20 protein-coding genes are annotated in these 25,843 nt (G+C 51.4%); 1 reads left to right on the top strand and 19 read right to left on the bottom strand.

Features of this window, described 5'->3' with window-relative positions; genetic code table 11:
• Positions 1-277: 277 nt before the first annotated feature.
• The 17 genes from MHH48_RS21170 to MHH48_RS21250 all read right to left on the bottom strand — a co-directional run bounded on the left by MHH48_RS21170 (position 278) and on the right by MHH48_RS21250 (position 22,958).
• Positions 278-1,291 (bottom strand): LacI family DNA-binding transcriptional regulator, encoded by a 1,014-nt coding sequence (locus tag MHH48_RS21170; protein WP_076321883.1) that lies wholly within the window; start codon positions 1,289-1,291, stop codon positions 278-280.
• Between the two features lie 101 nt (positions 1,292-1,392).
• Complete coding sequence (locus MHH48_RS21175) at positions 1,393-2,475, bottom strand: glycoside hydrolase family 172 protein (protein WP_076321884.1); 1,083 nt, start codon at positions 2,473-2,475, stop codon at positions 1,393-1,395.
• Positions 2,476-2,489: 14 nt separating this feature from the next.
• Positions 2,490-4,508 (bottom strand): hypothetical protein, encoded by a 2,019-nt coding sequence (locus MHH48_RS21180; protein ID WP_076321885.1) that lies wholly within the window; start codon positions 4,506-4,508, stop codon positions 2,490-2,492.
• A gap of 42 nt (positions 4,509-4,550) precedes the next feature.
• Positions 4,551-6,200: a DUF4185 domain-containing protein gene (locus MHH48_RS21185; protein WP_306024394.1), complete on the bottom strand. Its 1,650-nt coding sequence runs from the start codon at positions 6,198-6,200 to the stop codon at positions 4,551-4,553.
• Entirely contained in the window at positions 6,092-6,499 is a 408-nt protein-coding gene (locus MHH48_RS21190; protein WP_256720473.1) for a DUF4185 domain-containing protein, read from the bottom strand. The genes MHH48_RS21185 and MHH48_RS21190 overlap by 109 nt, the downstream gene beginning before the upstream one ends.
• A gap of 66 nt (positions 6,500-6,565) precedes the next feature.
• On the bottom strand, positions 6,566-8,785 hold the full coding sequence (locus tag MHH48_RS21195) for a DUF6259 domain-containing protein (RefSeq protein ID WP_076321886.1): 2,220 nt from the start codon (positions 8,783-8,785) through the stop codon (positions 6,566-6,568).
• Positions 8,786-8,816: 31 nt separating this feature from the next.
• Entirely contained in the window at positions 8,817-9,641 is an 825-nt protein-coding gene (locus MHH48_RS21200; protein WP_076321887.1) for a carbohydrate ABC transporter permease, read from the bottom strand.
• Between the two features lie 21 nt (positions 9,642-9,662).
• Entirely contained in the window at positions 9,663-10,550 is an 888-nt protein-coding gene (locus MHH48_RS21205) for a sugar ABC transporter permease (protein WP_076321888.1), read from the bottom strand.
• Between the two features lie 92 nt (positions 10,551-10,642).
• Positions 10,643-12,043, bottom strand: a complete 1,401-nt coding sequence (locus MHH48_RS21210; protein ID WP_256720474.1) for a sugar ABC transporter substrate-binding protein — start codon at positions 12,041-12,043, stop codon at positions 10,643-10,645.
• A 73-nt stretch (positions 12,044-12,116) separates the two neighbouring features.
• A complete protein-coding gene (locus MHH48_RS21215; RefSeq protein ID WP_076321889.1) occupies positions 12,117-13,232 on the bottom strand; it encodes a DUF4185 domain-containing protein in 1,116 nt (371 codons plus the stop codon).
• A gap of 40 nt (positions 13,233-13,272) precedes the next feature.
• The gene (locus tag MHH48_RS21220) at positions 13,273-14,382 is read right to left on the bottom strand and encodes a glycoside hydrolase family 172 protein (protein ID WP_076321890.1); all 1,110 of its coding nucleotides are present in this window, start codon (positions 14,380-14,382) and stop codon (positions 13,273-13,275) included.
• A 205-nt stretch (positions 14,383-14,587) separates the two neighbouring features.
• Positions 14,588-16,264 (bottom strand): ribulokinase, encoded by a 1,677-nt coding sequence (locus MHH48_RS21225; RefSeq protein WP_076321891.1) that lies wholly within the window; start codon positions 16,262-16,264, stop codon positions 14,588-14,590.
• A gap of 12 nt (positions 16,265-16,276) precedes the next feature.
• A complete protein-coding gene (locus MHH48_RS21230) occupies positions 16,277-18,073 on the bottom strand; it encodes an L-fucose isomerase (RefSeq protein WP_144023433.1) in 1,797 nt (598 codons plus the stop codon).
• 40 nt (positions 18,074-18,113) lie between these two features.
• On the bottom strand, positions 18,114-19,121 hold the full coding sequence (locus MHH48_RS21235) for a LacI family DNA-binding transcriptional regulator (RefSeq protein WP_076321893.1): 1,008 nt from the start codon (positions 19,119-19,121) through the stop codon (positions 18,114-18,116).
• A 339-nt stretch (positions 19,122-19,460) separates the two neighbouring features.
• Positions 19,461-20,309 (bottom strand): aminoglycoside phosphotransferase family protein, encoded by an 849-nt coding sequence (locus MHH48_RS21240; protein ID WP_256720475.1) that lies wholly within the window; start codon positions 20,307-20,309, stop codon positions 19,461-19,463.
• Position 20,310: 1 nt separating this feature from the next.
• Positions 20,311-20,967, bottom strand: coding sequence for a hypothetical protein (locus MHH48_RS21245; RefSeq protein ID WP_256720476.1), 657 nt, complete (start codon positions 20,965-20,967; stop codon positions 20,311-20,313).
• A gap of 110 nt (positions 20,968-21,077) precedes the next feature.
• On the bottom strand, positions 21,078-22,958 hold the full coding sequence (locus MHH48_RS21250; protein ID WP_076321895.1) for a beta-L-arabinofuranosidase domain-containing protein: 1,881 nt from the start codon (positions 22,956-22,958) through the stop codon (positions 21,078-21,080).
• A 192-nt stretch (positions 22,959-23,150) separates the two neighbouring features.
• Between MHH48_RS21250 and MHH48_RS21255 the strand changes: the two genes are divergently transcribed.
• The gene (locus tag MHH48_RS21255) at positions 23,151-24,011 is read left to right on the top strand and encodes an AraC family transcriptional regulator (protein ID WP_076321896.1); all 861 of its coding nucleotides are present in this window, start codon (positions 23,151-23,153) and stop codon (positions 24,009-24,011) included.
• A gap of 26 nt (positions 24,012-24,037) precedes the next feature.
• On the opposite strand, the gene MHH48_RS21260 is transcribed toward MHH48_RS21255, so the two are convergent.
• Both MHH48_RS21260 and MHH48_RS21265 read right to left on the bottom strand, forming a co-directional pair.
• Positions 24,038-24,832, bottom strand: coding sequence for an SDR family oxidoreductase (locus tag MHH48_RS21260; RefSeq protein ID WP_076321897.1), 795 nt, complete (start codon positions 24,830-24,832; stop codon positions 24,038-24,040).
• A gap of 118 nt (positions 24,833-24,950) precedes the next feature.
• Positions 24,951-25,796, bottom strand: a complete 846-nt coding sequence (locus MHH48_RS21265; RefSeq protein ID WP_076321898.1) for an aldo/keto reductase — start codon at positions 25,794-25,796, stop codon at positions 24,951-24,953.
• Between the last annotated feature and the right edge of the window lie 47 nt (positions 25,797-25,843).

A 25,843-nucleotide genomic window follows, 5' to 3' on the forward strand; every position in this document is an offset into this window, starting at 1 on the left:
CTGTTACTTTATAAGGTATTTTAAATTACTCTTAGAGTCAATAATTAATTACTTCAAAACGAAAAAATAATTACTCTCAATACATTCTGTTGCTCAATTCCGATTGAAACTAAGGGGTCGTTGCAGCACAAAAAAACCGTCCGCTGCGCAGCTTCACTACGAGGGACGGTTCATCACCATGTTCACTTAAATTTCATATCAGCTAACGATGGAGCGTTCATGGGAATGGTAACCGTTATTTTGCGCATGGCCATTCTCATTGCACTCTATTCTTTCTTCAAATCCTTACACTGGAATCCCGCACGACCATCTGCGGCATCAATTTCACGGCCCGCTCTTCCCTCGGAATTCCCAACATGCGATCCATCAGGATTTGTGCTGCCTTGCGGCCGATTTCCTCCTGCTGCAAGGCAACGGACGTCAGCTTGGGATATACGCGGGAGGCAAGGTCCAGATTATCCATGCCCACAACGGCAACGTCATGGGGAATGCGCAGACCGGCTTCCTCGCAGGCCTTCATGACCCCGATCGCCATCAAATCGTTCGCGGCAACAATGCCCTCCGGATGGTCAGGCCCTTCCAGCCACGCCTTCGCCATTGCATAACCGCCGCTTTCGGTGTAATCGGATTCGGCGATAAAACGCGGGATCAAGGGGATTCCGGCATTCAGCATGGCATCCCGATACCCGCAGAACCGCTCGTGGCCGGTCTGCTCGCTCAGATTGCCGCCGAGATAGGCGATGCTGCGCAGGCCTTGACGGATCAGATGCTCCGTGCTTTGCTTGATCCCGTCATATGTGTCTACATACACATAGTCGAAGCGGTCATTCCCTTCCGGCGAGACATATTTATTCGTGAGCACGACCGGTGCTTGCAGTGCATTGATGGCCCCGATATTCTCTTCACCGAAATGAAAGGACACCATGATCATGCCGTCGGCCACATTTTCCCGCAGGGTCTGAATCGCCTTCATCTCCTCCTGGAGCCTGTGCTTGGTGTAGAACAGAATCATCAGGTAATCATGCTCTTCCAGCACCTGATTGATTCCGTTGATCATATCGAAGTAGAAAGGGTTGCATATATCTGGCACGGCAAAAATGATTTTGTTGGTTTGTCTCATTTTCAGCATTTTCGCTGCATGATCGGGCGCATAGTTCATTTCTTTGGCAGCTTCCAGAATTTTGCTCTTCGTCTTGGGACTGCAGTAACCTCGTCCCGACAAGGCTCTGGACACCGTAGAAGGGGATACGCCTACCCGTTCAGCAATCGTATAAATCGTATGTTTGTCCATCCTATCCTCCATTAACAACCATGGAAACGCCATATGCTCCCGCAAAAGGCTCCATGGATTCACACTATCACCTTACCGCCAGGTAAGCAATAGCTGCTCCTTTATATAACCTCCCGCTCATCATTATCCGGAAGCTCCGGGAATGGCGCATGGGGCTCGGCCTGATACCAGAACGCCGTCGATGCAATATCGCTCTGCTGCGGAAGATACCTTCCTCCGGACCTCCAGCCGAGATCCTGAATGGTCACGCGAAGATCGCTTTGAAAGCGGATTGGATCCATGACATGCCATCGATACATGCCAAAACGCTGCTGACTTCGATACAAACCGTCCGGCTTCAGCACTTGGTGCATCCCCAGATATGGCGTCGAGTAGGTTCGATAGGTACCATTCGGCTGCTCCCAATTCCAGGCTCCGCCAAAATAATCTTCCGTTCCCGTACCGCATATGGTCGGATAATCCTGATCCCCGTCCATATAGAACTTGATCTCGCCTTCGCCCCACCAGCCGTTATTATTCACCTGCCAAGCGAGGTAAGTCCCTACATAGTGCCCGTGTCCAGTTACCCCATCCAGAATGGTGTAAACCTCTTTATAAGGAACGGGATTCGTTCTCCGCCACTGCGCGTGAAAATAAGCCTCATCTTCCGGGATGTCCGTCAGCGTATAGTCAATTTGATAGTAAAGGACTGCCTTTTCCGGCGCACGGTTCTCCATCGTCAATCGGGCATGCTTGCGGAAAGGCATCTGCCAGTAGCTGTTCATGCCGCCGGCCGGATTCACGGCAACCGGAATCGAGTTGACATCGCTGCGTTCCCCCCATCCGTTACAGAACAAATCACCGACGGGGACCTCAACCGAAGGGGACTTCTCATCGTCCCAATACATGCGGATAATCAGATTGCGCCACAGCGTCGGATGGCAGGTAAGCCAGATATGCTGAATCGCCCCGGGACCCTGAATGTCACCCATCGTAAACGTTTCTCCCGGTAAAATCTCCACGGAAGGAGAAACCTTCCAGCCCACGCCCAAGTCCCTGGAAGCCGCTGCGCCCGTGCCGTCGGTGGCCATGCCGCCCTTTCCTTTGTCACCGGTAAAATTCTCCGCGCTGATAGATCTTGTCTGCGCATTGGACAGCCGGGATAAATTTCCGAGGTGCATGTTGAGCCCATTAAAGTTCGTCATCTGTTATCGCTCCTTTAGTATGTGATATCGTATCCGTACCGTTCTTTCAACGTTTGGCCCAGGTGATCCTTAATTCGCAGGTAAGCTTCAGCGGCCGCACCGTTCCCCCAATCGAAGATGGTGAATGTCCCCATGCCTCGTCCCTCCTCGTCCACAACACCATCATGACCGTAATTCTCCATCATGAAGCCGTAATCCTTCTCGTTAAAGAAAGGATACGCCCGCTCCCACTGCTGTTTTGTTTTTTCATTCTCGGGACAATACATCATGACGAACGAGGCCTGCAAAGCGGCGATCCCGCGCTCAATATATTCGGGCAGATCCAGTTCCATCCCATATTGCAGGATCAACTCGGCAAACAAGCTTTGCCGCGCATCATTCCACTCCCCATCACAGTTCATGACGCCGAATCCGCCCAATACGTCAACATACAGGTAGGGAGGCTGCCAGGAAGCCTGCGTCATCAGCATTTCATCCAGCACACATTGGCCAACGTTCAAATAGGTAGGATTGCCGCTCATTTTATACATATGGTATAACGCTTCCGCCGTCCAAAACATGGAGAAATTGCATTGCTTGAACATGTTATTCCTAGCCACCTTGTTGCCTGGAAGATCTTCACGACCATAACCGCAGCAGGACCAATAGGTCTCGAAATCCTCCCACCTGCCGGTCGGCACGATCTCCTTCATCACAACCTCCAGCGCCCGCTGTGCCGCTTCCTTGTATTTGGAATCCGGGCGCAATTCATGCAGCTTCAGCAAAAAAGTGACGGATAGCGAAGTTTCCGGGGACTCTCGAAGAATATCCAGCGGCGCTAACGTATCCTGATTGAGCCAGGCCGGAAAATAGCCTTTCGCGTCTTGGAGGGGCACAAGCGCATCTGCATAGCGCACGGCATATTCCAGCAGCCTTGGATCCGGCTCTAGTTCATCAAACCAGCGAAGCATGAGCAGCGCCGTCCAGCTCATATCCAGCACGTGATAAGGGGCATCCGCAATCGAACCCCATGGATCAGCCGGATTGCGATTGGAATTTCCCCAGAAGGCAGACGCCCAGTTCCCGGAACGGTTAACCTCCTGTCCATCTACCACTACCCGCTTCATCTCCGTTGCAATGACGGCGGGAAAGAACCCGCCGCGCTGCGGAGCAGCGAGAGCAAGCTCTTTCATGAGCAGAGCTTTCCGAACTAACTCCGAATCGCCTTGTTCCCGGCCGTAACGACAGATGCCTTGTGCCGAGCGAAGGGAGCTGAACCATGCCTGATTCCAGACGGATCGGCTCTCCCGCTCGTTTGGCACGCCCGGATAATTCGGGCTTTGACTCACATCGGCAATGAATACCGCAGCCCCTACGTTCCGTCCGTCCCATTCGAACTCCTGCCATACCGTGTCTTTCCAGTGACGAAAAGCCCACTCATAGGCATGACTTACATAGTGGTCAAGATGGACCTCATCATAGATACTGTGACGGAATTGCGTATGCCCCCACCTGTCCCATAAAAACTGCAGTACCAGCCGCCAGGGATTGAATACGGCTTGATCAGCTTCCATCATTTTAAGATAGAAACCGATGCGTATCGTTCCTGGCGGGTATGAAGCCCCATTCACCTTCTCAAACAGCACATGGTCGCTCACCCGAGTTCGGCTCATTCCCAAGACAAGCAGGTTATTAGGAGCATCGAGGTCCATGTACCAACGAGCGTCCGCATCCTTCGTGATCAGATCCAGATCCGGTATGAGCATGAGCGTCCTTGTATCGTCATGAACGATGAGCGCGGGCGAACGAAAGCAGTGTTGGTCCATCACATGCCGGGATGTCGGTGTTACATGAGGCGCCCAGTGAAAATGTGGCAGGAATGCCGGCTCCAAGCGCATCTGCCAGTCATCCTGTTGAATCTCCTGCTCCAGCTCGAAGGTCAGTATGCAATGAATCGTGTCCTCGTCCAGTTGATGCAGACTTACCTTCGGAGCCGCTTGCCCAATATGGTCGTAATCCCACTGCTTTACAAATAACTCCGGTAATCGTCTCATAAGTTCCTCCCTTCTCCCCGGTTTTCGGCCATTGGCTCATCATTAATTCTTAACCACGCTGAAATCGTCAACCTGAATCCACATATCTGACGTTGCCCACATCCCGGCGTATATCTCCAGACTATGATGCTGGCCCGAGTTGAAGGTAACCGTCTTCAGGGTATATCCAGGAATTTGCTGAAATGCAATTTCATTCAGCACCGGACCTCCGCCAAGCTGCCTTACGCCGAAATATCCATCGTTATGGTTGTCTGAGGTACGGATCCATGCCGATAATGTGTAATCGGTATCCGGCTCGACAAAAATCTCCTGCTTGATTGCATTCCAACCGCTGCTTGCCCTTGCATATCCGTTGTTTGCTCCAGTGTGTGCAAATCCAAGATTGCGGTCTACCCCGGCCGTTCCGTTCGAATACCAGGGCGATGTCAGGCTGGAAGAGGATTGCGATTCAAAACCGGCATGACCCACGAGATTCGAATCCCTCACCAGCGACACATCATCAACTTGAAGCCAGGTGTCCTCGCTCGCCCACAATCCCGCATACAATTCCACAACGGATCGGTTCCCGGAGTTAAAGGTCACCGTCAGTTCCGTGTAATCAGGCAATTGGGCAAAAGCGGTTTCCTTAACGACGGCACCATCTACAGGCTCCCTTATCCCGAAGTAACCTTCCGTATTGTTGCTCGATGTACGAACCCAGCCTTTCAGCGTGTAATTGGTGTACGGCTGCACCACGACCCGCTGCTTGATCGCGTTCCATCCGCTGCCATTGCGTACATAGCCATTATTCTCACCGGTTCGGGCATTTCCGAGCTTGCGGTCCAAGCCGCCCTCGCCCGTAACATACCATGGAGCCATGACCGGCGTTTTTATCTGCGTTTCGAAGCCTGGGTCCGAGATGAGATTGTCGCCGAGCATGTCAGGGGCCAGCGTGGTCTTCATTAGATGAGTATTGTAATCCGGGTACCAGGTCGACATGATAAAATACATCTCAGGCCCGTTATTGGACAGCGGATGCATATACGCATTGTACTGACCAAGGCCCGTAAAATCTCCAGGCACCAGAATTTTTTCCCCGCTCCATGGGCCGATCGGCGTTGCCGCATCCCGCATGACGATCGCCTGCCGGTCTTCGTTCAGATAGGTCATGATATACCGTTTGAAGTGGGCGTTGTAAGCAACGGACATCTCGCCCGCCACACCGATCGCCACTGGCCGGGCCGCAGCCTGTGCGGCCGACCAGCCGTTACCGTCCCAATAACGATAATCCCCGATATTCAGCAGCGCATTCTCCGGTACCCGGGTAAGATATACATCCCCGAAGCGGCCATTTGGCGTAGCATACATGTAAACAAATCCGCTGTCCTTAAGAAATGCCGCCATTTGAAAAGGATTGTTCCAGGTTGACGTGTTGTTGTACCAGCGGGCGGACGGACTCTTGGTCCAGTTCTGCCCGTTGTCATCCGAGTAAGCGATGCCGGAGTAATTCGTATACCATCGCCCTGCTGGTCCCCAGTGATTCACGGACATATAATGGATATAATGCCTGTTGCCGACGGTTACGCCTGCCGTCGGAATGACCGTTATTTCATCATTGTTGATTTTTTTGAGGGGAGAATTTCCTTGGCCTGGCCTGGCCTGCTCTGAATCATTGTGGAGAACGTAAGTCCATCCTCCAGATTCGTATCTGATGAGATCGCCAGCAAATTGCTTCGGTTCCAGTTGCCAGCCGTATCGTTCGTATCGCCGAAAGCAATGAAAAATTCGCCGCCTCCCTTATCCCACACGATGCCCAAATCCGTCCCGCCGACATTGTAGTTTACGTGGGTTTGATTCGGATTCGGCATGGTCTCTCCGGCAGACGTTGCACCCGTTACCCGGGCTATCATCTTCGTGCCTTCCGGCGTCAGCGCTTCGGCGCTGCCTGCCCAAGCGGAAGCAAATATTATGGACATGGCGAGAACACCTGTCGTCATCTTTTTCATAAACATCACGGACATCCTCCTTCACATCATCGGCCTCAAGCAGCCGTGCTATTTATGTTCTCGAATACATGGCTAAGTCAATTCCAGCATTGTCATACTTCGGGGTGGAAACAATAGCAAGCACCGAGTGTCTTGCTGCAGTTCGCAATCAACGGCCTGCTCTCCCGTCAGCGTGAACAGCCGTCCGTTTACTGCCGTTTTCCCGTAGTCTTCCGGACGAAAATCCACACGAATCGTTTGCTCCTCTTCAGTCACATTCGCAAAGAATAAACCGACATGCCCCTGAGCGTTTAGCCATGCCGCGTGGATGACGGAGTCAGTCAAAAGTTCCCCCTCATTGTTATACTCCGGTGTTTCCTTACCATGGTTATAATGAAACCATTTCATGGAAGTCTGAGGGCTGTCGAAGGAGAGCGGCCGAAGCATGGTCCCATATGACCAATACGCCTTCGCTGCCCCGGTCCGTAGTCGTGCATACAGGGCCAAGTAATCTGCCCTGTTCGTGGAGAAAGCATACCCGCGCGGATCAAACGAATAGTAATGCTCCTCCGCCTTATTTTCGTTGCCGTCCAGTACCTCCATCGGGCTGTATTCGTAATTCAATTCGTACAATCCGCCCCAGAGGTACGTGCGTGCCACCGTAAAATAGTACAGCTCCCCGATCTCCTCCGTCAGCTTGCCCCAGCCATCTAGTCTCAGTGCGCCGTACTCATGATATACGTACGTGAACATCGGGATCAGGCGGGCCTCGCCTGACTTAAGCAGTTCCCGGATTGGCCAGCCTTCAAGCGGCGCTGCGGGCTGCCCTCCGGCCCGCGCCTGATAATAGTCGATCAGATCCAGCATCGTTTCATTGATCATCTCGGTGCCCATGGGGATATAACGGCCTGCAGTTTTGCACATGGCCGCCTTCGTATCCGCATAGTTCCGCCTGTAGGCATCCTCTATCATGATGCCGGCTCCAACCGGATGACCATGACTTTCATCCATGCAGATTTTCAGAATGTTGTTGGCGGAGATGTCATAATAAATCGCATCGACATCATCACTCTGCTGCAGCGCCGTATCCCGTTTCACATGAAAGTCATGAGTATACGGATGTGCCGGACAGAGGAACGGGAAGCGGTACGCATCCACGCTTTTTTTCAGATCGGGAAATTTCTGCGCGGCTTCTCTGCCAAGTGCGCCGTCCGCTCCGTCAAAATGATACAGGTAATCGAACTCGAAAGGAGCGAAGCGGTGGCCCAGCTTTCGGATCAGAGCGATGTTCTCTGGGTTGAAGCGGGTCGGAAACCAATCGTCGTATCCCCCAGGCACGCCGCTGCCAAACGTTTGCGGCCGGTGCGTCCAGTCTGGGCCCAGAATGTGAAACATCGGCGTTCCGATGCTTTCATGGTATTTCTGAATCCATGCAGTCCGATCCGATCCCGCATTGATCCCAAAGGTAGCTGCCCCCATATCCTCATACAGCCATTGACTCCCCTCATTCGCAGCCCTGCCCGCAAGCTTGCCGCGTGAACACCATTTCTGCTGTACAGCCCAGCTCTTGTATCGATCAGCAGCTTCGTACCACCCGGTTCCTGACAGAAGCGACAGCTGCAGCGGGTAATGAGGCTGAATCCCTTTACCGGGACCCATATCATCGCAGCCATGGATCATCGAAGCTTCCAGCATGCCGTTTCCGTTCTTGAAGAAATTAAGCCACTTCGGATGGCCTTCGCCGTCCAGGGCCGCGAAATACAGCCCGCCCCTGTCCTTGCCATAATAGGCAAAGAACTGCATCGTCGCCCCCGAGAAGCTTTCCGGGTACGGCATGAAACGAAAACCGATCCCATTCATTTCAAACACCTTCATCGGGTCGTTGACCTCAAATCCGGTAGCAAAGGGGTGAGCAATATAATCCTCCTCCCCATGCTCCGTAATCGTGGTCAAATTCGGGATAATCGGATATTCCAGACTAAGCAATCTGCAATCCGAGTTGTTTTCAGCGTCGCATCGGAATTCAATACCGTCCCCCTCCGCCGAGAGTGTCAAGGAAGAGGTTACGATCATGCCTTCCTGCGTGTGCCAGCTTAGTCGAACTTGATCCTGCCCGGATGCCGCCTTGTTCCTGCCCCAATCGAATCGCTGAAAGGAACTGCTGAAGCCCGCGTCTGTCTCAAGGCGAAAGGGATCCGTAATGCCCGCAACCGCGATATAATCGATCCCTCTTAAGTTATCGCGAACAGCTTGAATCGTACCGTCCGTCTCGCTGATTTCAAGCCGGATGAGTCTGTTCTCAAGAATAATCATGCTTCACCTCCACCTGTATGGCTTAGATCGTTTATTTTAATCCGGAGATTTTGATTCCTGATATGATGTGCTTCTGGAAGAAGAGGAACAGGATAATGGTCGGCAGACAGGAAAGCGCCGATCCGGCCATCAACATGCCCATTTCCGTTGCACGCTCGGAACGGAAGGTGTACAAGTACTGCATAATCTGAAACAGCTCCGGATTGGTAATCGTCATCGTCGGCCATACGAAGGAGTTCCAATAGGCTAAATAGGAGCCAATGCCCACAATGACAAAGACCGGGAACGACATTGGAATGAAAATATGCGTAAAAATCTTGATCCTGCCCGCTCCATCGATCAGTGCCGCCTCTTCCAGCGCCATTGGAATATTCAGATAGAATTGGCGGATGAAGAACATATGTCCCGCGGAAGCAATCCCGGGCAATACGAGCACCGCAAGGGTGTCGAGCATGCCCATCTCATTCACCACGATAAAGGAGGTCAGCAGGATCGCCATGCCGGGAATGAACATGGTGATGATGACGTAAACCCACAGAAATGTCTTGAACCGGAATTCCAGCCTGGAGAAGACGTAAGCCGCAGTAGCGTTAACGGCCAAGCTTAGCGATGCAAAAAGAACGGCGCCCCCGAATGTAACCAGCATCGTTTGAATGAAGGCCGAATCGCCCAGAATGTCCATGTAATTCTGAACCATCCATTTCTTCGGGAAGAATCGGAACGGAGTGGCAAGCACCTCCGCTTTGTCTTTGAACCCGGCAAGGATGACCCACAGCAGCGGGAACAGAGCCATAATGGTCACCAGGCCGGTCAAGAGTGTCATCAATGTTTTTTGAAGTCCGTTGAACGTTTTCATCTTGTTATCCTCCTGTCTTCCCTAACCGTCGATCGCTTTTTCCGAATTCAACACTCTGAAGATGATGGCCGAGATACTGCCCAGGACCACAAACAACAGCAGCGATGCCGCGATCGAGTTGCCGACCATGACATCGTTGCGGAAATGGTTCAAGATGTACAGGTTCGGCGTTGTGGTCTCGCTAAGCGGTCCGCCGCCCGTCATCACGAGGGACAGCTCGAACTGTGAGATTTGCGCCGTAAATCCGGTTACGAGCAGATACAGGATCACATTGCGCATGAGCGGAATCGTGATATACCACATCCGGACAAAGGTGCCCGCTCCTTCCAGTTCCGCAGCCTCATAGTAGCTTTTCGGAATATCGTGGAGACCTGCCAGCATGATCAGCGTTGTGAGGCCGAAGCCCAGCCATACGGCAGGGGCTGCGATGCTGGGCAGTGCCGTAGCTACTTCGGCAAGCCACGCTTTCGGCTCGTATCCGAACAGTCCGATGATGTAGTTGGCCAAGCCGCCTGCATAATCGAAGATAAAGACGAAGATGACCGATGCCACGATCCCGGAAATGATGGTTGGGATGTACACGGAGGTCTTCACAACGCTTGCAAAGCCGGAGCCCAGGTTCTTAATGATGTTGGCGAACAGAAATGAGAGAATCAGCATTGTCGGAACGACCATAAGGGCAAACTTGAGCCCTACCCAGATGGACTGGAGAAAGAGGTCATCGGTCAGCACCATATAGAAGTTCTGTAAGCCCACAAAGGTGGAATCCTGGTAGAAGCTCCAATTATAGAAGCTCACGCGCAGGGCATAGAAGAAAGGTATGATGACAAAGATCGTCAGCAGAATGACGATGGGTGCGAGAAGCAAATAAGCCACCCCATTGTCCTGCCGGTAATTTTTCTTAAACATGTAGAGTCACCACCATGACCTAAGGATGAGGCAGCCATCCGAAATCGGATATCCGTATCTGAAGGGATGATCCACGGGTGGCCGCCAAAGCTCTAATTTTTCGGATTTGTGCCGGCAAGATTGTTCTTGGATATGAAATCGTTAATATCCTTTTCCGCTTTCTCCAGCGCCTTATCCACCGGCGTTCCTTTCATGGCGGACTCAATGGAAGTGGATAGTGCGAAGCTGATATCCCATGGATAGATCGGTTCAGCCTGGGAGTAAGGAATGATCTGCTCAGAGACCAGCGCACGCCAATTATCCTTGGATGCATCCGGATCGGATTTCATCGCTTCGTCCACCGATTTACGCGGGGAGAACTTGGAGAATTGGGACGTCTTGAAAAAGTCGATCATGATGTTCGGATCCCCGGCGAGGAGATAAGAGATGAAATCTGCCGATTCTTGCGCATGCTTGGATTTGCCGTCTACCGCCAGCGACCAGCCGCCAAGCGTTGCCGTCGGTTTCGTCAAATCGCCGTCCAACGATGCCATTGGTGCAATCCCCACCTTATCTACCAAATCCTTATAAGTGTTGCGAAGCTGCCCCATCGCCCAGGAACCGCAAATCTGGATGGCAATCTTGCCCTCGCCGAAAGGCTTGATATCCGCATATCCGGCCAGAGCCTGCTTCGGCATGACGCCAGATTGGTAAGCTTTCTGGTAAAAATTCAAGAGCGCCTTGTAGCCGTCATTGTTTACGTCTGCTTTGGACCAGTCCTCCGTAACCGCAAGATGTCCTGCTGCATTATACTGCAGCCCCCAGCTCGACCAGCCCAAATCCGGAGCGGTTTGTGCGATCGATAACCCGAACACGCCTTTCTTGGTCAGCTTCTGAGCTGCATCCAGAAGCTCATCCCACGACTTCGGCGGCTGATTCGGATCAAGCCCGGCCTCCTGGAACAAATCCTTCCGATAGAACATGACGGCAGAAGGTTCGACCAGCTTCGGATAAGCGTAGTACTTACCGTTAACGGACACAAATTCCTTCATGTTGTCGTACAAATCATCGAATACTGCCGGATCCATCAAATCGTTCAGTGCCGTCAGCTGTCCTGTCTTCGCGGCATTAGCCACGTTGCCGTAGTTGATCGTTCGGATATCCGGCGCTTTCCCCGCGGCTTGAGCCGCTTTCATTTTTTGATCCCAAGCGTCGCCCGGAACGATCGCCAGTTTCACTTCCACATTATTCTGAGATTTGTTGTACTCGCCGACCCATTTTTTGAACCACTCATCGGTCGTTTCCTCGAATTTTTGCGCCCAAAAGTTGATTACGACTTTATCGCCGCTGCCGCCACCGTTGTTTGCGCTTTCATTTTCCGGTGAATTGCTTGATGCTCCGCCTGCCGGGCCGCCGGATCGTCCGCCACAGCCTGTAACGAGCAGCGCCAGTACCATAAGTGTGGAGAACAAAACTTTCCAGGATTTGAAACTGATGTTTGTTTTCTGCACCATGAACCCTCCTTATAATGGATCAAACTATTTAAACGCGATTCGCATTTAAACCGAACATTCGTTGAATCCGTTGTCATTTTTCCAGAGAAGCTTTATACCAAAAGACGTTGTACGGATCCCACAAAGATAGCGTGAAATAAATCGTTCGCCCGTCATTCTCGGTATACCGATCATTCAAATAGGGACCATACAGTCCTGGATAATCCTCGGCTCGGACCAAATCCAGAGGCTCGCCCCACGGCCCCCACGGCGTCATCCCTTCACGTATGACAACACCCTGGCCTTCCTTCAGATATGTCATCAGCCAACGTTCCAGATAAGAGTTCCATACAACGGAAAGCTCGCCGACCGTGTCATCCACTACATTCTGGGCATCTTTCTTATCGGTACTCCATCTGGGATTACCATCATCGTCCAGACCACTATAGTACTCGTACTCGGACAGATTCTCGATGTTCTCTTCTCCCACCTTCATGAGCTGAACGCCGCCATAGCGTCCGGCTGGAATACCCCAGAAATAAATGTCCGTCCCGCCTGCTTCATTCTTTACCTTATAGGGACTGACCTGAATGAAATTGCTGTTCCCCGGCCAACGCAGTTGATCCTGGAGCTCCCACGTCTCACCGTTATCAACCGATTTGGCCACGCTGCTGTAGTTGGCGTCCCACTTCCCAGGATCTCCCCAATGATTGACCGACATGTAGTACACATACAATGCACCACCTGCCGCAATGCCATGAGTCGGAATTTTGGTCATTTCTTCATAATCGATTTTGACGGAGGGCAGCAGCTCCTTGGCTGTACCGAATTCATCCGTCACCATGTTTTCAAACGTGATGCCGTCAGCCGGTTCCATATCCGTGGTATAGGCCATCGTATTGGAGCGCCAGTAGCTGCCCCCTCCGCCTATCTGATCTGGCGCCCGTTCGCCGAACGTATCCCCGAACACGAAGTAGGTTCGTTCCCCATCGTTAATCATAGAACCGAGATCGGTACCGTACACCGCGTATCGATCGGTACGATTGGGGGATCGTCCGCCAGTCAATTGCGAAATTTGTTCCAGGCCGGTAATGCCTGTTAATATAAAGCCCTTGTCTGCTCCATCTAGCTGGGGATTCACCTTGCTGCCGCTCATGCAGCCGCAAAGAAGCACGAGTAGGCTGGCGAGCAAGGCCGATTTCAATTTCAAGCTCATCTCCCCTTTCGATTCACTATTCCACCCCTTTATATTAAGGGTTGGAGTGGCCGAATATTTGCTTCATGCTATCATCGTTAAGCGGCTTGATATCCGGCAGAGGCTTTCTCTTATCCACCTTAGGCAGCGCCGGGAAAGGACGATGAGGTTCAGCCTGATACCAGTACGCCGTAGAGGAAACATCGTCGCTCCGATGATTGTTATGTCCGTGCTCGATCGTTACCTTGATGCTGCTCTCGAACATGATCGGGTCGAGGATATGATACCGGTACGTGGAGATTTTGCCGCTCCAGTTCGGTCCCCCTCCCAGAATAATGCCATGATAGGGCGTGCACACCTCCTGCTGCGGACACCAGGCCGTGTTGAAATAATCCTCCATCCCCGTTCCGTGCAAGGTCGGAGGCCATGGCTCCCCATCGATGAAGATCATGTCGTCCCCTTCGCCGTACCAGTTCCACTCCCGCGTATCGCGCAGGTTATGGACATTGAAGTTGCAGCCGATGTAATGACCTTTCCCCACCGCATCCAGGATGACATAGTTCCCGTCGCCGGTCGTATTCTTGCCGCCGAATTCATAGAAGGCGTTATCCACTCCGTCATCCGGTATCCCGTCCGTAGGATTTTCCCGATGCCACTGGGCATGGAATCTCAGCTCCTCCTCAGGCAGCTTATCGTGTGACTCGTAATTTACATAGAAATAGAATTTGATCGGATGGTCCGCCTCGCTCTCAATCGTAATGCGGGCTCCATCCGCAAACGGCATGCGGAAGAAGCAGTTGAATGCCTTGCCGTCCTCGGGACTCATCATCAATGCCGCAGACGTATAGTTTTTGGTGATCCCGTGCCCCATTCCGAAAAAATCACCGATCGGCGCTTCCACGCTGGGCTCCGCCTCCTGGTCCCAGTACATGCGGAGAACGATTTTACGCGGTAGATACAATTCCTCAGCAGGCGCGTCAGTCGCCATCGTCATCCAGATGTGGGTGATGGCGCCCGCGCCTGGAATGTTGCAAATTTCGGTCAGGTCGCCAGGGTTGATGGAGAAGTAATCTTTATTGCCTCCCGAACGGTCGTAGCTGGATTCCCGTTTACTTTTCCCGTTGCGAGTAAGGCTGAGTGAAGATAATGCTGAATGATTGTTCATGGATGGTTCGCTCCTTTTAGATTGGTGGATAAAGGTTATATAAGTACTTCTAGAACTCGTTTCCCAAAATGTGACATCGATTGCAGAATTGATGGTGATGGAATGCAGGGTCCTTCCAGAACCTGCATCCCCTGTTTATGAGTCCAACGCCGCCAGGCGATATTTCGTTGTGACCTCGCGTTTATTCAGGCTTTCATTCACACATTCATTCCGGTGATTTACCGCTTCTTAATGCCTTCAAGCGTTTCAGCACCCCGTTATCGCCTCTGCCCAAATAATCATGAAGGCCTTTATATTCCTTGTACAATTGATCATACACGCGCACATTGGCCTCAATCGGCTTAAAGGTCTCTTTCCGAACACGGGCTATTGCTTCCGCAGCCTCAACGATACTCCCAAAGCCACCTTGCTCTTTGCCTGCCGCCACGGCACCGAACATGGCTGCACCAAAAGCGGCCGTCTGGATTGTATCCGCTACTTTGATTTCTTTGCCGGTAACGTCAGCATAGATTTGCATCAGCAAACGGTTTCGCTGCGGCAATCCGCCGCAAGCATAGAGCTCCTGGACTTCTACGCCGCTTACGGTAAAAGCATCGATAATCGCCCGCGTTCCAAAGGCAGTGGCCTCCAGCAGCGCCCGGTATATTTCCGCAGGCTTGGTTTGCAGGGTCAAGCCGAGCATTACGCCGCTAAGATCGGCATCCATCAGTACAGAGCGGCTTCCGTTCCACCAATCGAGTGCCAGTAGTCCGCTTTGGCCAGGCGCATACCCAGCCGCTTCCTTCTCAAGCCACTCATGAATGCCAAGCCGCACTTCGGATGCTTTGCGACGAACATATTCCGGCACAGCCTCTTCCACATACCACGCGAAGATGTCGCCTACGGCCGATTGCCCGGCTTCATACCCGTAATAACCGGGAATGATCCCGTCCTCGACGACGCCGCAAATGCCTTCGCCCGTCACTTCCTTGTCGCTTAAAATCAAGTGACAAGTAGAGGTTCCCATCGCAAGCACCAGCTTGCCAGGGGTTACCACGCTAACGGCCGGCACCATGGCATGGGCATCGATGATGGCTACGGCGACCGCGGTGCCCGGCAGAAGCCCGGTCATGGCTGCCATAGATTCGGTTAATCCGCCCGCTTTCGAGCCCAAGGGCTTGATCGGGCCTCTCAGCTTCGTCTCCACGAGGTCACCAAACCTCGGATCAAGCGACTTCAGGAACTCCTTGGACGGGTATCCCTCCCGTTTATGCCAATTGGCTTTGTAGCCTGAGGTGCAGCTGCTCCGCGCGAGCTGACCGGTCAATTGCATGACCACCCAATCGGCAGCCTCCATGAACAATACAGCCTGCTCATAGATCTCCGGAGCTTCATTCAGAATCTGTAAAGACTTCGCAAGCATCCACTCCGAGGAGAGCTTACCTCCATAGCGAGCAAGAAATTTCTCACCCCGCCGTATTGCGGCTTCATTAATCAGGTTCGCTTCATCCTGTGCCGCGTGGTGCTTCCACAGCTTTACCCAGCTATGCGGGTTGTCTCTCCACTCCTCCAGCATGCACAGCGGAGTTCCCCCGGCATCCAGCGGCATCATTGTACACGCTGTAAAATCGACGCCGATCCCTATGACTTGATCAGGTGATACGTTAGCCTCCGACAACACACGCGGGATGGATTGCTGAAGGACTTCCATGTAGTCCCCCGGATGCTGCAGCGCCCAATCCTGCTCCAGCTTCAAGTCCGAGTGGACCAGCACCTCGTCCATAACTCCGTGCGTGTATGGCGTCACATGCGTCGCAACTTCTTGCCCTGTATTGATATCAACGAGCAAAGCCCTGCCCGATTCGGTACCGAAATCCACGCCAATAGTGTATAACTGCTTCATTTCATCCGCCTCCTATTTATACAACGGACCATAAGACGCGCATGCCCGGTAGTCTGCCGAGACCGGCTCCAGTCCGCCGAAAGCGGTCCATGCACTCGGCCGGAATATCCGTTCCTCCGGTACGTTATGCATGCATACCGGAATGCGGATCATCGAAGCCAAGGTGATCAGATCTCCGCCGATATGGCCGTAACTCATGGCGGCATGGTTGGATCCCCAGCTGCTCATCACGGTGTATACATCCTTGAACAGTCCCTCGCCGGTCAGATTTGGCACGAACCAGGTCGTCGGCCACGTAGGATCGCTTCGCTGATCCAATACATCGTGCACCGCCTCCGGCAGCTCCACGGTCATTCCCTCGGCAATATGAAGGACCGGCCCGACACCCGCAACCATATTGATCCTCGCAATCGTGACCGGCATTCCTTCCCGGGTCGTGAAGTCTGTTGAGAAGCCGCCGCCGCGGAAGAAATCGATAGCCGGACACCACTTGACCGCATCCAGACAGTCTTGAACTTCCTCCTGCGTGATTTCCCAGAACGGCTTCATCGCCGGTCTGCCGTCCTTCGTCTGCCTTCCCGTTCCGTCAAGGGCAGCAGGCCCGGAGTTGATCAGATGGATCACGCCCTGCTCTGCGATCCCCTCAAGTTGATACCCTGTTACACGCTTTACCGCTTCAGGGCTCCAATATGTACGAACATCAGCAAATACCTGGGCTGCGTCCGTCAGGAGATGTCCGAACAGCATCGTAATTCCGTTCAAATTATCGTTCTCCGTTGCAACCATGTAGGGTTCCCTCAGACCATTCCAATCAAAGGAGGAATTGAGTACTGCCTCCATGAAATCTCCGGTCGGGAAATAGTCCGTCCAGGCACGCTGTCCTTGAAACCCTGCTGCCAGCGCATTTCGCCCGAGCGCTTCCTCCCCGTATCCCATTTCCGCCAGCTTCGGATTGCCCACCATCAAATCGCGTGCGATTAACACCATCTTCGCGACGGTCTCCCAATCCTGCCGCTTCTGCTCATCGGTTCGCTTTAAGTGCTCCGGATTGACGTCCGTCCCTGGCTTGCAGTTCTCTTTAATCCAGGCCAGTGCCCGCTCATATTCGTCGCGGTCGTATATTTCCAGCTCGATTCGCCTTACGAATTCCGTCATATCCACGTATTCATTGCGCATCCCAAGATACTTCTGGAAAAAGTTCTCGTCGACGATACAGCCCGCGATTCCCATGGATACGGTACCCATCGACAGATAGGAAGTCCCCTTCATGGTCGCTACGGCAAGGCCTGCCTTTGCAAATTGCAGAATCTTCTCCTGTACGTCAGCTGTAATTTCGGTATCCCCGATATCCTGCACATCGCGTCCATAGATCGAGAAAGCCGGGAGTCCCTTCTGATTATGTGCTCCAAGTGCTGCCGCCAGATACACGGCACCGGGGCGCTCGGTTCCGTTAAATCCCCAAATCGCTTTCGGCCTTGTCGGATGGGTATCCATCGTTTCCGTCGGATAGCACCAGGAAGGTGTCACCGAAATGGTTAGTCCTACATTTTCCCTGGCAAACTTCTCTTCCGTTCTTGCGGCTTCGGCTACTCCTCCAATGCAGGTGTCGGCAATCACGCATTCAACCGGAAGCCCGTTGCTATGCCTTAGATTTTCGGTAAGCAGGCGTGCAGTTCGCTTCGCCATATCCATCGTTACATCCTCTAACGATTCCCGAATGCCTCCCCTCCGACCATCGACGACTGGACGAATGCCGATCTTCGGCAATTGATTCTGCAATCGATTGCAGATTTGGGTTTGATAATGCATTGTCATCATCCTCTCTGTTTTTAGAACGGCAGCTTATAGGTCAATTCAGCTGTTTCACTTCATTGCTGTAAATTTCAATTTCCGGATCAGACAGCGGTGCTTCTTCGCGAATTCGACGTAGAAGAATCTCACCGGCTTTGATTCCCATTTCATAGGGATGCTGTTCCATATAATAAAGTCCCGATCCTTTGAGTAATGGACCGGCCTCTACCTCACCGAAAGAAGCTACTGCCATGTCATCCGGAATCTTTAGTCCACTGCGTACAATCTCAAGCAATACGCCAAGACTCATTCGGTTATTCAGAGATATAATCGCAGTGGGCCGATGCTCCAGCCCCAGAAAATGCCGTACCGCCCGGATTCCGTCCTCTGTAGAGAAGTCGCCATTATACACCATCGGTTCCTCGTGCAGTCCGTATTCCTCCATCGCCTTCCGAACACCGTCAAGACGCTCCCTGCCCGTACTTGATCTCGTCGGGCCGTTTACCACCCCAATGGCCGTATGCCCATCCTCTAACAGTTTTCTGGTTAGACGGGTTGCGCCTTCGGTATTGTCCTCGGCTACCAGATCGAGTCGAAATCCGATTTCAGGCGAGTCCAGTTTTCTGTCTATGAGGATGATCGGCATTTTAGAATCTGCCAGCTGCTTGATCGCCGGATCATTTCCGCCTGACGTCGCCAGTACGACGGCGTCCACGCGCTTTTCCTGCATAAGCTTAAGCAATCGTTTTTCCTTATCCGGATTCTCGTCCGAGCTGCAGAATATGAGCTGAAAGCCCTCTTTGCCTACAATATCCTCAATACCTCTGGAGATTCCCATGAAATAAGGGTTGGAGATATCGGGAACGATGACCCCGATCATATACGTACGGTCCTGCTTAAGACTTCGGGCGATGGCGCTTGGCCGGTAATTCAACTGGTTCACCGCCGCCATTACGCGCTCTTTAATTTCATCGCTTACATAATCGCTGTCGTTCAGCACTCTTGAAACGGTTGCCGTAGATACTTCTGCTGCCGCTGCTACTTGTTTAATCGTTGCTCTTGCCAAACATTGTTCACCTCAAAACGTTATGATTCCATTATGTAATCGATTACGTAAACGATTACAATCACAGATACAAGATCGGATATGCTTCTGTCAACCCTCTTTTTTTAATTTTTGGTAAGAAGATTATCCGAGCGTTGTCGGGGCTTTTATGACTTAGCGGGCGCACTTCTCCCTGTGCGCTCGGTGCGTGATCCCGGCTTTGGTGCATCCCGCTGCTTCATAAAAAAGCCCCTTACCATCTTGTTGGATGGTTATAGGGGGCTGAATGTACTGCTGTAAATTTCCCAATTCGATCTAACTCTGATCTGAGGGGCGGCTGTGTATTTTTGTTGGATCAGACTAAATCAGCTTGAGCTTTAAATAGTTGCTGCGCAACAAGATTGACCTGACCCTTGAGATCGTATCCTTTCTAATGGGTAGGCGGGCCACTTTACTAAGCAAAACCCAGCGCAGACAGGCTATAGCTTCAAAAAGCTCGAGCTCATCCGCTTCGTAACGGTTCTCGGTACAAAATACAGCACGGTAGAAAGAAGCTCCCTTCTCGCTCACATATATCCACATTAAGAATATCGACCAAGCGATGTCATACCTGGGATCGCCCATTTGGACATTAGTCCAATCGATGACGGTCAACTCGTCTTCCATCTCAAGAATATTGCCCAGATGGTAGTCGCCATGGATGACACAATCTTGTTTCATGTTCGCACGCTGAACAAGCTCCATCAATGGCTGTTTGATATCGGGAAACTCATCAATTCGAGGATAAAAATAGGAGATGAAATCATATCTCTTCAACCCAGAGCCTCTCTGGCTATCCAGGGGAAGCTTATGTATATCCATTAGCATCTTAGCAAGTTTCATTAGTTTAGGCTGATTCACATTTTGAACGGGAGTACCATCGTAACTGGTCAGCAAAACTGGGTTGCCATTCCGGTCTGTCCCCCAGCCTAAAGGTTTCGAAACCGCGCTTCCATGCGTGCACAATGCATTCAATATGTGATATTGCATCTGAACGTTGGGCTTGGACTCTTTATTCCATACCTTTAGTACGTAGTCTGCCGTTGACGTGGTGATCATCATCACTTCTGCCTCCATCCCGGAATCTAACGGGACGGCATGGAATGAAGTTTCATGCTTGAGCAATGACTCAAGCGTCTCGTTTTTCTCCAACCAATTTATTTCTCGCAAATTACGTTCCTCCGTCATTATGCAACGACTCGATGGTCGCAAAAATATGGGAATAGACAGCCTGGATATTGGTCTCATTCATTACACCGTTGTATAAACCGTAACCCCAATGCGACGCATCCTTGCCGTAATATCCTGTTGCGTACATATCCGATGAAAGATCCGGTACCTCATCGTAGGACAATTCCTCGATCGTGAAGGGGACATGAGATTTTTTAGACTCGATATAGAAAAAAGGCACTTCAGCCTGATGATAAACTTTTGTATACTTGGGCTCAGAAGCTTCCACCAGATGTTCTTTGGTTATGAAAACAGCGTCAATCTCCGCGGAAAGGTCTAGATCCTCTAGCTGCTGAAACGTAACCTCCCTAAAACCCACATGCCCCTTCTCCCTAACTTGCGGTGTTTCTCCGATCACACCAATTACGAGGCTTCTGCCCTCATAAAGGGGCATATCGATCGAATCTCGTTGAGCATTGCTATTTATTAGAATAACAAATACAAGCAATAGGACCACTATTATTTTTCTCTTCATGAGATCTCCTTCGGCAAATTTCCCTTTCTCACGAACGCATCCCATGTCCCTTATCCCATTACTCTTTATTTTTTTATGCTTCTTCCTAGCGATAATAACATGCGCAGTATCCAATAACTCCATATTATGTTTATTCCTGAGCTTCGTAAACACTTATCTTAACCTTTGAACACATATCTGTACAACAAAAAAACCGCGATCCACGCGGTTTTTCGATGGTTCAATCCATTTAATTATTTCTTAGCGACTCTTCTCCGCTCCCCGATCAGAGGAAATTCACCGATCCGAAGCCTGGCGCTTCCGTACGGAACTAGCACCAATTCCGTAATGGGCTGTCCGTCCGTGTTCGGATGCAGCGGAGGGTTTCCGGCGTTGTTGCCTTCCATCTTCCAATCCCGAATCAGCTGGCCTTTAACCTTCACCCTGACAGGTGCATCCTTCGCCAGGAACGGCTGGCGGACCATATCCTGCTCAAGTACCTCGAATGACGTATCGGCGACCAAACCGTATTTCCATGGGGATGCAGGGTATATCTCCCAATCGTGGAACATGTCGCGCTGCCGGATCATCTGCCAGTTCTCCTTTACGGGCAGCACATACACCAGCGGCCCTCTTTCAATGCTGGTAGCGTACATGCTGCGCGACACGGTCTTCACTTCCATGGGCAAATGAATGTCCAATCGGTCACCGTTCTGCCAGTTCTGCACGATTCTTGCATAACCTGACTCCACCTGGAATGGCAATTCGCGCCCATTCAGAGTTATGAGTGGATCGTCGCACCAAGCCGGGATGCGCAGCGAAAGAGGAAACGATGCCGCGGATTCCAACGACAATTTAATTTGAATCCGATCCTTGAACGGATATTCGCCGGTTACCTCGACGACAGCCGGAACATCTTGACGACCGGCCGTGGTCCTCACCGTGCATGGGGCATAGGAAACGGCAACAAGCCCGTCCTCTTGATCCTTCATCCACAGGTGCGATGTTAACTTGGGCCAGCCTTGATGCATATTGGCCGTGCAGCATCCGAAGTTCGGCTCCAGACCGAAGACGTTGGCGTCCGGACTGTTGCTCCAGGCTCGCGGAGCGACATTGCAGATCATCTGGTTGACTTGCTGATCATACTGATGTGAGGTCCAATCCGGGGAGATGGCGGCGGGCAGTGCATTAAATGCAACCTTCTCCAAAATATCCCCGAAACGTCCGTCCCCGAAAATACGCGTTAGCTGCTCCATCGAGAACATATACTCTACAACGGCACATAATTCCACACCTTGGCTCGGGTGGGTGCCGGATAACCACTCGTCCCCGGAGAACATGCCGTGCGCTTGACCATGGTACGTCATCAAAGAATCGATACCCCGATGTACGCTTTCCCGCTCCACCGGATTTCCGTTTAATTCATACAGCACGCCCGGCGTTTTGATTCCCATCGCCACATTCACGACATGGGTTGTCCAATCCCACTCTTCAACCTTGCGCCAGAAAGGAAAATCATGAAAGATATCGGTCCAGTCCGTTGTTTGTCCGGCAACGATATCCGCAAGCACTAACAGAAAGGGTTGCGCCGTACGTTTATGCAGCCACACGATGCACAGCAGCATCTCCGCTCCCCTTGTTTGGGCCCAGCCCCGCAGCGGCTGTTCCCCGATAACCGAATGGACATAAGTAAAAAACTTCGTCAGAAAAGGGATAATCCGTTCATCGCCCGTTGCTTCCTCATGCTGCATCATCACTTTCAGCATGATCATGTAATGCCACCAGTCCTGCTCCTTATCGATATCCTGATTGACGGAGGTTATGCGCGCCGGACCGAACATACCATTCTCCTGTTGACTCGCAAGCGACCACTCGATCCAGCGGTTCGCTTTGGCAATCAAAGATTCGTCTTCGAGCAAATAAGCTAACGGAAGCAAGCCGTCGACATAATACGGACCCCGCTCCCAGCTCTCTCCTTGGCCTCCAAGCCACCCGTTCTCATCCCCTACGTCTTTCCACTGTTCTTCCAAATGTCCGGTAAATCCGCTTGCTTGAATCTCCAACTGACTCTTAAGCCAGCCAGCCGGTTTAATTGCTCCTAATGGCAAGCTGTTAAACGCAATCTCATGCAGCATCAACTTCCACGCTCCTTGTTTCTGTCTTGTTGGTGCACACTCTGGTAGAAATATACCATCTGGGCCAGGCGTTACCCTATACACAGAAACAACATCTTTTTATCCGATTACAACATGCTCTCTTATTGAATCCGGAACAGTAAAACGATTATCATAGAGAAAAGTTCGTTCGAGGAGGAGGCCTGGTCGCAGATGATCTTCCAGTTCACAGCGCCGCCGCTACCGCACTATATGATTTGTGGAGAAGATACCTATCAGGTAGGAGACCAACATCCGGATCGCTATAACATTGGGGTCTTTGATCTGATTCTGGTGACAAAAGGGGCGTTATTTCTGGAGGAGAACGGAGTTGCTTACAGGGTAAAGAGCGGCTGTCACCTGATTTTAAGACCCGATGCTGCGCACCGTACGTATCTGCCCTGTCAGGAGGAGACCCACTTTTATTGGCTGCATTTTCAGACGTGCGGTCGTTGGATTGAAACGGAGGAACTGACCCTTTTTGCCTTATCGCAAACCGATCAGCCTATTGTACAGATCGAGAGTTTCTCTTTTTATATACCCAAGTATGGAGAGCTACCTTCGATAGAGCAAGCGAGACTCCTGATAGAGCAATTGCAGAACCTTCAGCCATCGTCTTCTTCGGCGGCACGCTGGAAGCAGCAGCAGCTGCTGCATGAGCTGCTCCTGCTGTTTCAAGCCGAAGAGGATGGAATCCAGCATCAGAATCCTCAATATGCCATAGCCGAACGAACCGCCAACTATTTGAGACAACATTACAAAGAACCGGTTAGCTATCAGAGATTATCCGATGCCATGCACTTCCACCAGAACTATCTGTCGATCTGCATGAAAAAAACGTTCGGCTGCACACCCCTGGAATTTCTGACACGGCATCGGATCGAACAAGCCAAGCGATTATTGATCCACACTAACGATCCGATCGGACGCATTGCCGAAGAATCCGGATTCGGCTCTTTTCCGTATTTCATTCGCTGCTTTATTCGTTATACAGGCTTCAAACCCAAATCCTTTAGGCAAAAATACCGTTTCTAACAGAGCGTTCACAACACCTCGGTTGCTTAGAATACGCTTCGTACCAAGCCCCCGTCGATTCGAAGCGCTGAACCGTTAATCGCCGAGGACTTGGGACTGCTGAGATACGTAACAAAATCCGCAATCTCCTCCGGTCGGATCAATCGTTGAATGATGGAAGTCGGCCGATTCTCCTTCATAAACCGCTGCTCGGCTTCTTCGATCGATAGATCCTCATCCGGATATAGCGTATTCAGCATCGTTTCAACGCCTTCCGTAAGAGTGGATCCAGGCATGACGGTATTCACCGTGACGCGGGTTCCTGTCGTCAGCTCGGCCAAGCTCCGGGAAAGGGACAATTGCATCGTCTTGGTTGCGCTGTAATGTGCCATCTCCTGGGACGGCATGACGGCTGCTTCACTCGCGATAAAAATAATTCGACCTTCATTGCGATTGATCATGTTCTTCAAATAGTGCCGGGTTAACCGAACACCGCTCATAATATTGGTCTCGAAGAACCTAAACCACTCCGCATCAGGGATATCGAAAAATTCAGCAGGCTCAAAGATCCCTAAATTGTTGATCAGAATATCGACGACCGGAGCAGCTTCCCTGACCTGATGACAGCCCTCCTCCGTTCCGAGATCCGCCACGGCAATACGCAGCTCGGCGTCCGGATGCACAGCGTGAATGTCATGGATCGTCTGCTTTACTTTGTCCTCATGTCTTCCATTTATTATGACGGATGCTCCCTCGGCTGCAAGCGACATGGCAATCGCTTTGCCAATGCCGGATGTCGAACCCGTTACCAATGCGACTTTTCCCTTCAGATCCAAATTCATTATACTCTCTCCTTCCGTTATGTAGGAATGGACCCTCCCGATTCCCGTCGTTACCGCGCGAGGTCCAGGAGAGTCACAATATTTATTACACTACTATCCTTGCGTAAACGCAGATTTCTTAGAAATCAAAATGGTCCGGGTCCGGTCCCACTCTGTGATTTTGATTCAAGCTGTCGATGCGCTGCATCTCTTCATCGGACAATTCAAAATCAAAGATTGCCGCATTCTCGGCAATCCGATGTTCTTTGGTCGATTTCGGAATCGTGACAACGCCGTTTTGTAAATCCCAACGAAGAATAATCTGCGCGATGGATTTATGATGCTTTTCTGCAATGCGCTGAAGATCCTCTTGATCCAGCAGCTGTCCTTGCATTAATGGAGACCATGCTTCGAGTTGAATACCATTCGCCTGGCAGTACGCCTGCAGTTCTTTTTGCGTTAATCGGGGATGATATTCGACCTGGTTCACCATCGGTTTGATTTCCGTTTCCTTCATTAAACGATCCAGATGATGGATCTGGAAATTGCTCACGCCAATGGCTTTCACGCGTCCTTCCTTGTACAACGTTTCTAATGCCTTCCACGCATCTATATATTTCCCTTCAACCGGCCAGTGTATAAGGTACAGATCCAAATATTCCAGACCCAGCTTCCGAAGGCTCTCCTCGTAAGCCTTCATAGTCGATTCATAACCTAGATCGGCATTCCACACTTTGGATGTGACAAACAGATCTTCCCGCTTGATACCGGCAGCTTCCAAACCCTCGCGAATGCCTTGTCCGACGCCCTCTTCATTGCCGTATATGGCGGCCGTGTCCACGCTGCGATACCCATACTGGATGGCCGTACGGACGGCATTCACCAGCTCCGGTCCTTCTTCTACCTTAAATACGCCTAATCCAAACCAAGGCATGTTGACGCCATTATATAAAGTGGTTGTATCTTGTAAGTGTTGTGCTGTCATGTTGATAAACCTCCGAACATTTTTTTGGGTTGTGATGTTGTGATGAA

This window comes from Paenibacillus sp. FSL F4-0100, from assembly GCF_037993005.1.
In the GTDB taxonomy this organism is placed as follows: Bacteria; Bacillota; Bacilli; order Paenibacillales; family Paenibacillaceae; genus Paenibacillus_AQ.

Excerpts from the sequence above, each read along its gene's own strand:
- MHH48_RS21170 (WP_076321883.1), bottom strand. The coding sequence starts at position 1,291 with ATGGACAAACATACGATTTATACGATTGCTGAACGGGTAGGCGTATCC.
- MHH48_RS21175 (WP_076321884.1), bottom strand. The coding sequence starts at position 2,475 with ATGACGAACTTTAATGGGCTCAACATGCACCTCGGAAATTTATCCCGG.
- MHH48_RS21180 (WP_076321885.1), bottom strand. The coding sequence starts at position 4,508 with ATGAGACGATTACCGGAGTTATTTGTAAAGCAGTGGGATTACGACCAT.
- MHH48_RS21190 (WP_256720473.1), bottom strand. The coding sequence starts at position 6,499 with ATGTTTATGAAAAAGATGACGACAGGTGTTCTCGCCATGTCCATAATA.
- MHH48_RS21195 (WP_076321886.1), bottom strand. The coding sequence starts at position 8,785 with ATGATTATTCTTGAGAACAGACTCATCCGGCTTGAAATCAGCGAGACG.
- MHH48_RS21200 (WP_076321887.1), bottom strand. The coding sequence starts at position 9,641 with ATGAAAACGTTCAACGGACTTCAAAAAACATTGATGACACTCTTGACC.
- MHH48_RS21205 (WP_076321888.1), bottom strand. The coding sequence starts at position 10,550 with ATGTTTAAGAAAAATTACCGGCAGGACAATGGGGTGGCTTATTTGCTT.
- MHH48_RS21210 (WP_256720474.1), bottom strand. The coding sequence starts at position 12,043 with ATGGTGCAGAAAACAAACATCAGTTTCAAATCCTGGAAAGTTTTGTTC.
- MHH48_RS21220 (WP_076321890.1), bottom strand. The coding sequence starts at position 14,382 with ATGAACAATCATTCAGCATTATCTTCACTCAGCCTTACTCGCAACGGG.
- MHH48_RS21225 (WP_076321891.1), bottom strand. The coding sequence starts at position 16,264 with ATGAAGCAGTTATACACTATTGGCGTGGATTTCGGTACCGAATCGGGC.
- MHH48_RS21230 (WP_144023433.1), bottom strand. The coding sequence starts at position 18,073 with ATGCATTATCAAACCCAAATCTGCAATCGATTGCAGAATCAATTGCCG.
- MHH48_RS21245 (WP_256720476.1), bottom strand. The coding sequence starts at position 20,967 with ATGGAGTTATTGGATACTGCGCATGTTATTATCGCTAGGAAGAAGCAT.
- MHH48_RS21250 (WP_076321895.1), bottom strand. The coding sequence starts at position 22,958 with ATGCTGCATGAGATTGCGTTTAACAGCTTGCCATTAGGAGCAATTAAA.
- MHH48_RS21255 (WP_076321896.1), top strand. The coding sequence starts at position 23,151 with ATGATCTTCCAGTTCACAGCGCCGCCGCTACCGCACTATATGATTTGT.
- MHH48_RS21260 (WP_076321897.1), bottom strand. The coding sequence starts at position 24,832 with ATGAATTTGGATCTGAAGGGAAAAGTCGCATTGGTAACGGGTTCGACA.
- MHH48_RS21265 (WP_076321898.1), bottom strand. The coding sequence starts at position 25,796 with ATGACAGCACAACACTTACAAGATACAACCACTTTATATAATGGCGTC.